This window comes from Coprococcus sp. AM97-35, from assembly GCF_027697525.1.
GTDB lineage: Bacteria > Bacillota > Clostridia > Lachnospirales > Lachnospiraceae > Allocoprococcus > Allocoprococcus comes.
This window is the reverse complement of the sequence record NZ_JAQESL010000010.1, coordinates 55,703-68,937: the sequence shown is the minus strand read 5'-3', so window position 1 is coordinate 68,937 and position 13,235 is coordinate 55,703. Positions and strand designations below refer to the sequence as shown.

Here is a 13,235-nt window from a genome sequence, read left to right as displayed (position 1 = left end):
ACTATCCTTTTGCTTAATTTATCTCAATCCACACGTTATTGTATAATATTCACCCCTTCATTTCAATGGGTTTTTCTATTACTTTTACACAATCTTCTCCAAAATAATTCGTCAATCTGCTCAAAATTCCAGGTTCTACCTGGATATTTGCGTTTTTAGGAAGTCTTTTTACCGCTCTCTCCGCTTTGCAGAAGATTACAACCTGGTCCTCACCCTCACTTTCCGCGAGCATCCGGAACAGATTCTGCTCATCTTGAAGGTAACTCTGTTTGTCGGTATACTGGATCCACAGTTCTTTTTTCATCATCTCAAACGGAATCACCTCTTCACAGATCAGCTTACTTGCATTATCATCTTCTTCCGATACACGTCCCCGCACAAATACTTTGCTGTCCTCCTGCAGATACTGCTGGCTTTTCTCATAGCTCTGCGGGAAAATGACAACCTCTACCGTTCCAAGAAGATCCTCTACGGTAATAAATGCCATCGTTTGATTCTTCTTTGTATATTTGATCGTCTTCGATGTGATCATACCACCGATGATCTCCCTTGACCCGTCACGCACTTTTGTCCGTCCGGTCTCTTCATCAAGCTGAAAATCCAATGTCGTTGCGGAAATACTCTTGCGCCATTTCTCTTCATATTCTTCCAATGGATGTCCGCTGATATACACGCCGAGTACTTCTTTTTCAAATGCAAGCATCGTTTCCTTCTGGTATTCTCCCACATCCGGAAGCGTGACCTCAAATTCTTTTTTCTGTTCGTCATCTACAATATCAAAGAGCGACATCTGTCCGGCAAGCGAATTTTTCTTGTTCTGTGCTACCTGATCCATGATCTGTACATAAATGATCATAAACTGCTTTCTGGTCCCTTTCAGACTGTCAAATGCGCCGGATTTGATAAAGTTTTCTACCGCACGTTTATTGACTTCCTTACCGGAAAGCCGTTCCAGAAAATCCTTCAGATCACGAAACGTGCCATGCTCTTCTCTGTCCCGGATGATTTGCTCAATCACCGGTCTTCCAACCCCCTTGATCGCCGCAAGTCCGTAACGGATATTACCGTTATCTACAGAAAAATCACCAACCCCACGATTGATATCCGGCGGCAGGATAGAAATTCCCATCTGTCGGCAAGTGTAAATGTATTCGGCAACCTTTCCCGGATTGTCGATGACAGAAGTCATAAGCGCTGCCATATATTCTACCGGATAATAATATTTCAGATACGCTGTCTGGTATGAGACAACCGCATACGCTGCCGCATGTGATTTGTTGAACGCATACTTCGCAAAATCGATCATTTCATCATAGATCTTATTCGCAACCTTTTCATCGATTCCATTTTTGACACAGCCCGGAATGCCTTCTTCTTCATTACCATATACAAAATTCTGACGCTCTCTCTGCATCACGTCGCCCTTTTTCTTACTCATGGCACGGCGTACAAGGTCGCTTCGCCCAAGTGAATATCCGGCAAGGTCACGCACGATCTGCATAACCTGTTCCTGGTATACAATGCAGCCATAGGTCGGTGCCAGGATCGGCTTTAACTGCGGGCATTCGTAAGTAATCAGCTCCGGATGGTTCTTTCCTTTGATATACTGTGGAATGAAATCCATCGGACCTGGCCGGTAAAGAGAAATTCCGGCGATAATATCTTCCAAACTCTGTGGACGAAGTTCCTTCATGAAGCTCTTCATCCCTGCACTTTCTATCTGGAAAATACCGTCCGTCTTTCCGGTTCCGATATAGTCAAGCACTGCTTTATCATTATAATTTAATTTTTCTGTTACCAGCTTCACACCGGTACTTTTTTCAACCAGTCTGATCGCATCCTGGATGACGGTCAGGGTACGAAGCCCAAGGAAATCCATTTTCAGAAGTCCCAGTTCTTCCAGCGTGGTCATGGTAAACTGTGTGACTACATTGTTGTCCGCTCCAAGTGCCAGCGGAACATATTCATCCACATCCTTCTGGCTGATCACGACTCCCGCGGCATGCATGGATGTATGCCGTGGCAGACCTTCCAGTCTCTTTGACATATCGATCAGCTCTTTTACCTGTGGGTCTTCATCATAGAGCTTCTTCAGCTCATGGTTCATCTTCAGGGATTTATCCAGTGTAATATTCAGTTCTTTCGGAATCATCTTTGCAATTGAATCCACAAAAGCATACGGAAGATCCATAACTCTTCCCACATCCCGCAGCACCCCGCGCGCCTGCAGTGTACCAAAGGTTACGATCTGCACTACCCGGTCTTTGCCGTATTTACGCACAACATAATCAATGACTTCCTGCCTTCTTTCAAAACAGAAGTCCACGTCGATATCGGGCATGGACACACGTTCCGGATTCAGAAAACGCTCGAACAGCAGCTGATACCGGATCGGATCGATATTGGTGATCGCAAGTGTGTACGCCACAATGCTTCCTGCCGCAGATCCACGCCCAGGTCCAACCATGATTCCGTTGCTTTTTGCAAAATGAATGAAATCCCATACAATAAGGAAGTAATCCACGTAACCCATGCTTTTGATAACGCCCAATTCATAATTCAGGCGCTCCACAAGGGCTGGATCCGGGTCTTCTCCATATCGTCTTTTTAGTCCGTCAAAACAGAGCTTATTCAAATATTCCCATGAGGTAAATCCTTCCGGCACATCGAATTTCGGAAGCTTTGTCACACCAAATTCAATCTCTACATGGCATCTGTCTGCAATCTTCTGTGTATTTTCCAGCGCCTCCGGTGCATATGGGAAAAGTGCTGCCATCTCTTCTTTGGACTTCACGTAGTACTGTCCGCCTTCATAGCGCATCCGATCCTCGTCTGCGAGCTTTTTCCCTGTCTGAAGGCAAAGCAGGATATCATGTGGCTTTTCATCTTCTGCGTAAGTATAATGCACGTCATTTGTCGCCACAAGGTCGATTCCAATTTCCTGCGACAGACGCATCAACTGCTGGTTAACGGTGCGCTGTTCCGGGATCCCATGATCCTGCAGTTCCAGGAAAAAGTTGCCTTTCCCAAAAATCTGTTCATAATGAAGCGCAGCTTTTTTTCCTTCTTCATACATCCCTCTCGCCAGGTTTCTCTGTACCTCTCCGGCAAGACATGCACTGAGGGCAATGATTCCTTCGTGATAGGTCTCCAGAAGCTCATAATCTACTCTTGGCTTATAATAGTAACCTTCCGTAAATGCACGTGACACGATCTTCATCAGATTGGCGTATCCTGTATTATTCTCGGCAAGAAGTACCAGGTGATAATATCGGTCCTCATCGCGTCCTACGGCTGTTTTATCGAATCTGGATCCCGGTGCCACATAGACTTCACATCCCAGTACAGGATTGATTCCTGCCGCTCTTGCGGCTCTGTAGAAGTCAATGACGCCATACATGACACCGTGGTCTGTGATCGCAGCCGCTGTCATCCCCAGTTCTTTGACTCTGGCAACATATTCTTTAATTTTATTCGAACCGTCCAGAAGGCTGTATTCCGTGTGGACGTGCAAATGCGCAAAATTCATATTGTGTTCGCTCCTTTTCTCTGTGTTCCATTTTAGCAGAAATGATGGGGATTTCCAACTGGTGTGGGGAAAATTTTATAGGTTGGTGGGCGGCGGATTTTCAAATATATGTACTCCGGTTCCCCTCGGCAAAACATTCCGATGAACCCCTGAAAGCGGGAATCGTGTTAACTTTCTTTTTGGGGCGTTGGTGTCACAACCTTATTTATCCTCTAACGCAAAAATACCGCCGCATCAGATCTCATTTCCAATGCGGTGGTTTCTTTTCTTACTCCACTGCTTTTACCGCAGCAGACATTTTTTCTTCATTTCGTTTTGAAAAATACAGTTTTGTTTCCCCAATGATCACTTTTCTAAGTGCAATGATTGCGATCAGGTTTGGAATGATCATCAGCGCATTCGTGATATCTGCAAGAAGCCAGATTGGTTCCAGTGATAAAAACGGTGCCAGTGCAATCGCTGCAATGTAGATGATCTTATATGGTTTGATCCATTTTGTTGTGCCGGTCAGATAAACCAGGCAGCGTTCTCCGTAATAATTCCATCCCAGAATAGTGGTAAATGCAAAGAACATAATTCCTACTGCGATCAGATGCATGCCTATATTGTGTGGCAGACACATGTTATAAGCAGCTGTAACAAGTGTGCTTCCGTTCATATCCGAACTGTCCATCAGCCCGCTGCTGATGATAACTAGTCCTGTCATGGAACAGGTCAGAATCGTAGTAACAAACACACTTGTCATGGAAAGAAGGCCCTGTCTTACACCGGAATTCGTCTTCGCCGCTGCTGCCACGATCGGTGAACTTCCAAGTCCTGCCTCATTTGTATAGACACCTCTGGCAATCCCGGTTCTCATAACCGTCATAAACGTAATGACACCTGTTCCTGCAGTTCCTCCTATTACCGATTCTTTTGCAAATGCACAGGTAAAAATGGCCTTAAAAGCACCCGGTACTGCAGCCCGGTTAATCACCAGCGCCACTACCGAGCCTCCGAGAAAAGTAAGCGCCATGATCGGCACTACAATTTCAGCAACCTTTGAAATACTTTTAATTCCTCCGATCGTTACAACTGCAGTAAGCACTGTTATGATGACTCCTGCTACAATGATCGGTATATGAAATGTCACATTGACAGATTCTGTGATCGCATTTACCTGCGGGAACGTTCCGCAGCCAAATAACGCTGTACACATGCCAAACACAGAAAAGACTTTTGCAAGCCAGATAAATCTCTCTCCCATACCATTTTGGATATAAAACATCGGTCCGCCGGCCATCTGGTTATTCTCGTCCGTCACTCGGTATTTTACCGCTAAAAGACTTTCTGAGTATTTCGTCACCATACCAAGTATGGCTGAAATCCACATCCAGAATAACGATCCCGGTCCACCAATTCGAAGCGCCGTTGCAACTCCAACAATACTTCCCGTTCCTATGTCTGCTGCCATCGTTGTACATAGAGTCGCAAATGCCGATACATCTCCTTCTCCGCTTCCGGTCCCACTTTCTTTTTCAAAAATGGCCCTTACTGCACGTGGAAATTTTGTGATCTGCAGTCCTCTCAATTTAATCGTAAAGTAAAGCCCTGTACCGATCAACAGCAACAATGTCGGAGGTCCCCATACATAACTTTGGATAGTCGTCAGCATCCCCATTAAATTACTCATTTCACTTCTCCTTCGCCTCTGTTATTGTTTTCCATCCATATTCTATTTTTACGATAATCTTTTCCCCACTAGATTTTTTTCTTCACCTTCTTAATCAACTTGTTTTTTGAAAAAGCTCTCTCCGTTCATAAAATTGTTCATTTTTCTTATTTCCGCTTCGACTTTCTTTATGCATATTATACATAACATTCCTGCCCGTGACAAATCAATTCTTTTTCTTTATAATAGAATTTCTTAACATATAATGAACGTCCATTTTCATTAAGCGACATGAAATTATATTTCCAATAAAATTTTTACAAAAAAACCGCCGCATCAGCTTCATTCTGACACAGCGGTACTTTTTTCTTTCATAAAACTAGTGGGTAGTTCCCATAGTCTCTTTTATATCTTCTGTATTATTCACTACAGCTTCAACACAATACTCCAGAGACTTTGCGATTGTCTCAAGCGGCATACTTGCCATTCCGTTCGCCTTATCTACAACCTGATCGCAGGCATATGGTACATGGATAAATCCGGCACGGATGTTAGTGTATTTGGTTGCACACATATGCAGTACATTGTACATTACACAGTTGCATACGTAGGTTCCTGCCGTGAAAGATACATGGCATGGAAGTCCGTGAGCACGTACATTCTGAACCATTGCATTTACCGGAATTGTTGCAAAGTATCCGGTTGGACCGTCTGCCTGAAGTGGCTCATCAAGTGGCTGGTCACCTGCATTGTCCGGAATCCGGGCATCTGCAAGGTTGATTCCTACTTTTTCTACAGTGACGCAGGAACGTCCGCCTGCCTGACCTACATTGATCACTATATCCGGGTTATGTTCTTTGATTGCCGCTTCAACTGCCGGTGCACTTTTCTTGAATTCTGTAGGGATCTCTACATATACGATCTCTGCCCCCGCAATTGTTGACGGAAGAAGCTTGATTGCCTCGAATGCCGGGTTTACGCTTTCTCCTCCAAATGGATCAAATCCTGTTAATAAAACCTTCATGTTAATTTCCTCCTTTATATCTCTTAGTATAACACAGGCTCCGGGATAATAACCTTCCCCTGCTGCATAATCTGTCGGTTGTCCGTGTAGATATCCGGTTCCATACATACCAAATCAAAATGTCCTTTGGCGTTCTGAATACCTCCAAGAGCAATATTACGCCCAAGTCCTACATGGAATGTCCCATAAGCAGATTCATCTTCAATATAGCAGTTTCCAAGGCATTGTGAGCATGAATTAAGCCCGATTCCGAGTTCTCCCGCAATATAGATCCGGGAATCCTGATAATCTTCCATGTATTTTTTCAACCGAATACCGGTCGGAGTCTCTTCAATCTCCGTAATCCGTCCGCCTTTAAATAAAATCCTTGTCGGTTCCTCTGCGCGACCAATATATCCCAGAGAACCGTCAAGCACCATCACACCTTCTGTCTTTGTCTCCTCGATCGGGACATAGACCTCAATACTGGAAGAAGAATATCCCTTTCCATCCTTTAGAACTCCGTTAAAAAATCCCGGATCTCTGCCCACTTTGTAGAACATCATATCCGTTCCTGCCGGAGTTGTCACACGGACTTTTTCTGAATACTTGAGATATTTGATAAATGCCTTTGCCATCAGCCGGCTCTTCTTCGTATCCATCGTCAGGAAATCGTATTCCAGAAAAGATCTTCCGTCATTGGTTGCCAGTGGCAAGGACAGAAATTTCTTGTGTCTTTGTATCGCACGCTTTGCGGCTTTCGTTGTCACCAGCGAATACTCTGTCGCCGCGATAATTGCCGTATAAGGATCAAAAACTGCTTCATTATCATCAAAAAAGATTCCCACATGGCGCCCCTTGTTCTCGACAAGCAGTGTATTCACTGACCGTGCTTTTCCGGAAGCCTCTTTTTCCATTGCTTTTGCTTCTGCAAGATATTCCTTCGATGTCACGATCAGTACTTTGTCCCACGCCCTTACTTTTACCCATTCGTGAATAATGATCCGGGCACCCCGTTCCATATTCGGTGTCATATGTCCCTCTTCTTTCTCCATACCAAAAACTAGAATAAGCTTACGAATTCTAAGGCCATTATTTTCTGCCTTTCCAGTGAAATAATGACCTTAGCTACTTATGTCTTATTTACTTTAATACTATCATATAACAGATCTGGAACACAAGCATAAAAATTGCAACCAGAACCTGATTTTTGATAGCGCCCCAGCGGTCCTTCATGTTCAGGATCGCAACCGGCAGGATGTTGAAGTTCGCTGCCATCGGTGTAAGCAGAGTTCCACAGTATCCACATGTAAGTGCGAGCATACCGATCACCACCGGATTAGCACCGTAAGCAAGAACGAACGGTGCACCAATACCAACTGTCATAACGGTGATAGCTGCGAATGCATTTCCCATGATCATGGTAAAGAGTACCATACCGATTGCATAAACGATGATCCCGATATTTACATTTCCCTTTGGAACAATCTTTTCAACAAGCTGTGCGATTACATCGCCAACTCCTGCAGCGGTAAATACACCTCCAAGACATCCAAGCAGCTGTGGCAGCATACTGAGAGGTCCTGTGATTCCAAGGAATCTTTCAGAATCATTCAAAAAGACTGCCGGTTTATTCTGTTTTGCATCGAATGCCATCAGTAAGATCATAGCTACAATCACACCAACGGTAATTGCGACCATAGAACTCATATTACTGAATAATGCAAAGAACAGAGAGCATACCGCTACGGAGAATGCCGGGACAAATATCTTCATTCCGATCTTCTTAAACTGCTGTTCTGTGTGTTCCTTTGTCGGATTATCTGTTTTTCCGATTTTTACTTTCTTGAAGATTGGCGGCAGGCACATGATCAGAACAAGCGCACCAGAAACCTTTGCCGGGAGCCATGAACCAAATCCACAAACGATACCGAAAGAGCACCAGAAAACAGCGGTTCCGACTCTTGACGGATTCTCTTTATCCAGCAGGTTCTTGATTCCTGCGTAAATCGTGATCAATCCGATAATTACCCATACTACATTCAGTCCGATTGCATTAAACGAATCGCCGACCTGTATAAATTTTAAATTACTCATCTGTCTTCCTCCCTCTATTTCTTAGTATCTGTTGATTTTCCATAGTATTTCTTCATCAGTTTGTTATCTTTCACAATAACAAATGCGCAGGAAACAACAAGTGCAACTAATGCTACCGGGATTTCAGCTGCTGCAAGGTCGATCAGTTCTACTTCGTATCCAAGACCTGCAAGTGTTGTCTGTACAAGGATTCCGCCGGCACCACCTACGAACAGTACCTGGAAGAAGAACCATGTGAAGTTCTGCATAGCAACAGCAAGTCCTTTTGCTTCTTCTACGTGATCTTCATTTGCTTTTCCTTCTTTATTGCTGATCGCACCTTCGATCATCGGAAGCAGTACCGGACGGATAAATCCGGCAACTCCACCGAAGCTGACATTGAATGCTCCAAACAGAGCATTCAGCATACCATATACAGCAACAAGCTTACCTGCTGTCGCACTTTTTACTTTACGGATCAGGTTTGCCGCTGCTTCACGCAGACCGTTTCTTTCCAGTGTACCTGTAACCAGCAGGATCATGATAAAGATTGCCATACTTCTGTTCGCTACAAAGTTTGTACCGATTGTTTCCAGAAGTCCGCCCACTCCAAGTCCTCCAACAATCCCTGTCGCGATAAGGGCCAGGAAAATAATGAGGATTGAATCCAGTTTCAGCGCGAATCCAACGATTACGATTAACACGCCAAGTAATTTGATGAGTTCCATACCTAACTCCTCCTTTAGAAAAGTATTAAAAAGTTATTTATTTTTTCCAGTCACTTTGACAATCATCGGACGCTGTCTTATGTAACTGGTCAAAATCTGTCCATCCTGCTCTTCCAGATGACATTCCATCACATGCACTGCTTCCATCAACATCCGGATAGTCGCCTCGTCATGTGCCACATGAGCCCTTGCACACAAATTCAGGTATTCACCCTGTGCGGTCTCATCTGCAACCTCGCTGGTATAAGCAACCGTTGTGATCCACGGAAAACGGATCGACGGATAACGATGGTTTGGATCTGCCGCGAACGGGATCCAGTAGTTGATCATTTCTTTATAATAGTTTGCCGGGAACAATTTCGGCATCCATGCATGTGCATATTTTTCAAACTGAGCACTCCATTCACGGTTCAATTCTCTCATCTCCGGATACTCGGCAATCTTGTCTGCAATCACATCTTCCATTACCTTATTGACCGGGTAATTGTCCTTGTACTCTGGATTGGTCACATACCAGAAATAACCATAAAGCAGAGATCTCGGAAGCCAGAAGCCTTTGTAAGACGGGGAGGTATAACCTGAAAACTGCTGCTCCCATTCATGGCTCGGTACTCCGTGATTGTCCACGATCATATCCGGGACATACCGGTCATAAATACGGGTTAATCCCATCGCCTCGCTGTGGATCGTATCCTGCTGGAAATGTTCATAGTAGAACTCTTTTCCAAGCGAATTAAATCTTGCCACATGGAATTTCCAGGTTGGATGCTCTTTCTGCAATTCATAATGGATTGCCGCACCATCCACATTTTCCATCGGAACGATTACCAGATTCAGTTTATCCGGTAAATCTTTGTAAACATCTTCTGTCAGCAGCTTCTTGATCAGGATAAATGCTGCATTTGTCGAAGATACTTCATTTGCATGATGTCTTGCATTGATCATCTCGCCAGGAATTCTTGATATACGCTTCGTCATGGACAGATAACCTTCGTATTCCGGTTTGATCCATACTGCATAGAGTTCACGTCCTGTATAAGATACCGCAGTCCGGAACACTTCGATTCCAGGAACCTGCTTCAATTCTTCGATGATCTCACGGTAAGTATCATATCCGATCAGTTCATGCTCATGCAGGTCAATCTCTTCAATCCGTTTCGTCTTTGGTTTTTCTTCTCTTTCCGGTGTAAGTGCTGCATACTGTATCTCGCCCTGCTCACTTTCAAACAAAAGCTTCGTACCTGCTGCAACACTTTCACACTCTGCTAGTACACCCTTTGACCACAATGTTGAGTAAGTGTGTAATACATTAGATTGTACCCCATTTGTGCGGATATGGAAAGTAAAATTATCATTTTCCCATGAAATAGCACGAATCCATGCATCTGCTTCTTCCCGTTTTCTCTGTAAAAGAACCGTTTTTCCATCTTTTACAATGCATGCTTCTTCTTTTAACGGCTCGGTCAGTGTCACCTTAAATACCGGTCTGCCTTCTTTTTCATGGATCACCGGAAGGATCAGTCCCGGCGCATCCAGCATGACATCTGCTTTCTTCACACCGTAATTTTTAAAATAGTCGCTTCCGACAAAATACATATCTTCATGCAAAGCATCCAGTGAAGAGATCAGATCCTCTCTTGATCCGGTCGCATAGTCCGGTTCACTTGCGGTCACGTCCAGACGCAGTTCATGGAAGAACGGCTGCAGGTCTGCGGAAATCTTTCCGCCTGTCTTTTCCTCAATATATCGTCTGCAATCCGGAAGAACTTCCTTCTGGTAAACATCCCAGATCTCTTCCATATCGGTACGGACGGTCTGATAAAATACTTCCTGTCCGTCAATCTCTGCTTTTACATAACCGGTTGCCGGATGAACCTTTCCCATCTGCGGATATTCATCCATATATGGTCTTTCCGACCAGACTGCTTTGTAAGTATCCTCACAGCAGACCTTTTCGTCCTTGATCCCCTTGCAGAGATAAGTGATATCTTCTTCGCCTTCATAAACTTTGAAAATGACTTTATCTCTTTCAATTCCAAGCTCTTTTACCAGAATATCTTCTACCGGATACAGTTCCTGCAGATAGCGGATCGGAAGATCATACCACTTGTCCGGAGTGTCTGCATTCAGATTGTGATAGGACGGGGTTGCACCGTTCTCATCCAGCCAGTCTGTCTGACCTTCCGGCAGGAACGGTTTGAAATAAATCTCAACCTGATCTGCCTGCGCTTCCTTCATCACCGGAAGCATCTCTTCAACGATCCAGGAATATCCCTGTTTGTATGCACAGATAACGGAGGTATCCTCAGGCTTGGCACCTAACATCTGGATTCTGTCTTCGATTTTTTCTTTTATCTTCTGGCGTACTTTTATATTTTCACTTACCGCACCGGTAATCTTTACCTTGCTTCCTTTCCTAATCTGCGGATAAACCTTTTCTTCCAGAAGTTTTTCAAAAACTTCCACTTCCCACGGAAGCTCATACACCTTCTCGTACATCTTCTGTCCGGATTTGTAATTATATACCTTTGCATCCCCGGCTTCTTTTTTCTGTGTATCATTCCAGAGCGGAGATCCGTACACTTCGTATTCTCCTGTCTGCTCTTTCTGCATCGCTTTCAAAGCTGCAAGCTGTCCATCTGCGCTGCGCAGTACAAAGTCATCCACCATATCCATCAGCAGGTCTTTCCAGCTTCTCTGACCATTGATCTGTGGAAATTCCATACAGAGTCGGGAGGTAAATGCGATTAGTTCCTCTCCGTCACCGCGAAGAGATACTTTTACACTTTCTCCTTCTTTTTCCCGTACAAGCTCTGTCTGCTCTGCTTTTTCCAGAACGAGCCGGTTGCCTGTATAAGCTGCATCTGCCGTAATATTTCCTTTATATCCGGTTGTCTCCATACCGAAACGCCATGCCAGGTTACATGCTGCAACGAGCATCGCATCATCTGCATCCTCCGGAAGTACAATCTTCACATCCAACACATCCGGAAGAAGATCCTGATTCTCGTCTTTCAGGAAATCCCCTTTCTGAAGCATCGTCTCCAGCCCTTTTTCCTTACGGAAATCCAGATCAAAGATCGGACCTGTATGCTTTGATGCTGATTCGTACTCTTCCGGTGTCTCCCCTGTACTCTTTTTCCACAGGGCTTTCAACTCTTCCATATTCTCCGGCACCGGAATCTCACCGTCCGCTGTGATCACCGGAAATGTAGCTGTCTCTGTCTGAAATCCCAGAAGCAGTGCTGCTTCAACCGCATAACGCTTCTGTTCTCCTGTCATGCCGGCTGCAAGTTTTAATTTTTCCATCTTACACCTCCAAAAGCACCGTAGTTCGTTTTCGTACTACAATCTAAAAAGATACTGTATTCCGAACTACGTTCTGCTTTTTATATCCTTCATTCTACTAAAGTGTTCAAATAAAGTCAACCATATTATCCTTATATGGACATTTTCAATAAAATGTATGCAGAAACAAAACATTGCGCTCTCCACATCCCTGTGTTACAATAGCTTCAATACTTTTAAGAAGGCAGGAACGATCAATTATGACAACACACGGCAAACGACATGCAAAACAGGACATCATGGATGCAGCATGGAAGCTTTTCACAGAACAGGGCTATGACGAAACTACGATTTCCCAGATCATTGAGCTTTCCGGCAAATCCCGCAGCACCTTCTATCATCATTTTCGCGGAAAAGATGAGCTTCTCTTCAGCCTCGCCTATTCCTACGACAGTGACTATGATAGCTGGCTTCAGACCTGCGACCGGACGCTTCCTGCCGCCGATCTGCTGCTCGCCTTCAACCATTTTGTGCTGAATAACCTGGAGCACTCACCATATATGGATCTCTTTGCGTCCCTCTACGGTCTTCAGGTAGCTACTACCGGAACCAGACATATTTTAAACCCGGATCGTAATTATTATAAGATCCTGCGCAAGATCCTTTTCGACGGGATCAAATGTGGAGAACTAAAGTCAGACTACTCCTACGTCGAGCTCTCCCAGATGATCACCTCTGCCCAGATCGGTCTCACCTACTCCTGGTGTCTCACCCAGAGAAGCTTCTCCCTGCTTCAATACGGCGAATCCCTCCTGACACCATTTATTGAATCTTTACGCGTCAACTAACCTAACCCACCCTCAATATAAATACCCTCTCGCATATACCAGGAAACTATCTCTCTATAGTTTCCTGAATTTTTATGTTTAGCAACCGCCAGGTCTGCGCCAAAGTCTTGAG

General features: G+C 44.5%; 8 protein-coding genes. 1 reads left to right on the top strand and 7 read right to left on the bottom strand.

Annotated elements, in window-relative coordinates; genetic code table 11:
* Positions 1–49: 49 nt before the first annotated feature.
* The 7 genes from PG840_RS09405 to PG840_RS09375 all read right to left on the bottom strand — a co-directional run bounded on the left by PG840_RS09405 (position 50) and on the right by PG840_RS09375 (position 12,296).
* Entirely contained in the window at positions 50–3,529 is a 3,480-nt protein-coding gene (locus PG840_RS09405) for a DNA polymerase III subunit alpha (RefSeq protein WP_195250203.1), read from the bottom strand.
* A 268-nt stretch (positions 3,530–3,797) separates the two neighbouring features.
* Entirely contained in the window at positions 3,798–5,201 is a 1,404-nt protein-coding gene (locus PG840_RS09400) for an alanine/glycine:cation symporter family protein (protein ID WP_270205669.1), read from the bottom strand.
* A gap of 358 nt (positions 5,202–5,559) precedes the next feature.
* The gene (gene pcp / locus PG840_RS09395; protein WP_270205670.1) at positions 5,560–6,204 is read right to left on the bottom strand and encodes a pyroglutamyl-peptidase I; all 645 of its coding nucleotides are present in this window, start codon (positions 6,202–6,204) and stop codon (positions 5,560–5,562) included.
* Between the two features lie 23 nt (positions 6,205–6,227).
* Positions 6,228–7,217: a peptidase gene (locus PG840_RS09390; protein ID WP_243002857.1), complete on the bottom strand. Its 990-nt coding sequence runs from the start codon at positions 7,215–7,217 to the stop codon at positions 6,228–6,230.
* 109 nt (positions 7,218–7,326) lie between these two features.
* A complete protein-coding gene (locus PG840_RS09385) occupies positions 7,327–8,280 on the bottom strand; it encodes a DUF979 domain-containing protein (RefSeq protein ID WP_008368959.1) in 954 nt (317 codons plus the stop codon).
* A 14-nt stretch (positions 8,281–8,294) separates the two neighbouring features.
* Positions 8,295–8,987, bottom strand: coding sequence for a 5-oxoproline transporter, DUF969 family subunit (locus PG840_RS09380; RefSeq protein WP_008368960.1), 693 nt, complete (start codon positions 8,985–8,987; stop codon positions 8,295–8,297).
* A 33-nt stretch (positions 8,988–9,020) separates the two neighbouring features.
* Complete coding sequence (locus PG840_RS09375) at positions 9,021–12,296, bottom strand: M14 family metallopeptidase (protein ID WP_243263246.1); 3,276 nt, start codon at positions 12,294–12,296, stop codon at positions 9,021–9,023.
* A 239-nt stretch (positions 12,297–12,535) separates the two neighbouring features.
* On the opposite strand from PG840_RS09375, the gene PG840_RS09370 reads away from it, so the two are divergent.
* Positions 12,536–13,123 (top strand): TetR/AcrR family transcriptional regulator, encoded by a 588-nt coding sequence (locus PG840_RS09370; protein WP_195250205.1) that lies wholly within the window; start codon positions 12,536–12,538, stop codon positions 13,121–13,123.
* The last annotated feature ends 112 nt before the right edge of the window (positions 13,124–13,235 follow it).

Coding starts and splice junctions, on each gene's coding strand:
- PG840_RS09400 (WP_270205669.1), bottom strand. CDS start 5,201: ATGAGTAATTTAATGGGGATGCTGACGACTATCCAAAGTTATGTATGG.
- PG840_RS09370 (WP_195250205.1), top strand. CDS start 12,536: ATGACAACACACGGCAAACGACATGCAAAACAGGACATCATGGATGCA.
- PG840_RS09380 (WP_008368960.1), bottom strand. CDS start 8,987: ATGGAACTCATCAAATTACTTGGCGTGTTAATCGTAATCGTTGGATTC.
- PG840_RS09390 (WP_243002857.1), bottom strand. CDS start 7,217: ATGACACCGAATATGGAACGGGGTGCCCGGATCATTATTCACGAATGG.
- PG840_RS09405 (WP_195250203.1), bottom strand. CDS start 3,529: ATGAATTTTGCGCATTTGCACGTCCACACGGAATACAGCCTTCTGGAC.
- PG840_RS09385 (WP_008368959.1), bottom strand. CDS start 8,280: ATGAGTAATTTAAAATTTATACAGGTCGGCGATTCGTTTAATGCAATC.
- PG840_RS09375 (WP_243263246.1), bottom strand. CDS start 12,296: ATGGAAAAATTAAAACTTGCAGCCGGCATGACAGGAGAACAGAAGCGT.
- pcp (WP_270205670.1), bottom strand. CDS start 6,204: ATGAAGGTTTTATTAACAGGATTTGATCCATTTGGAGGAGAAAGCGTA.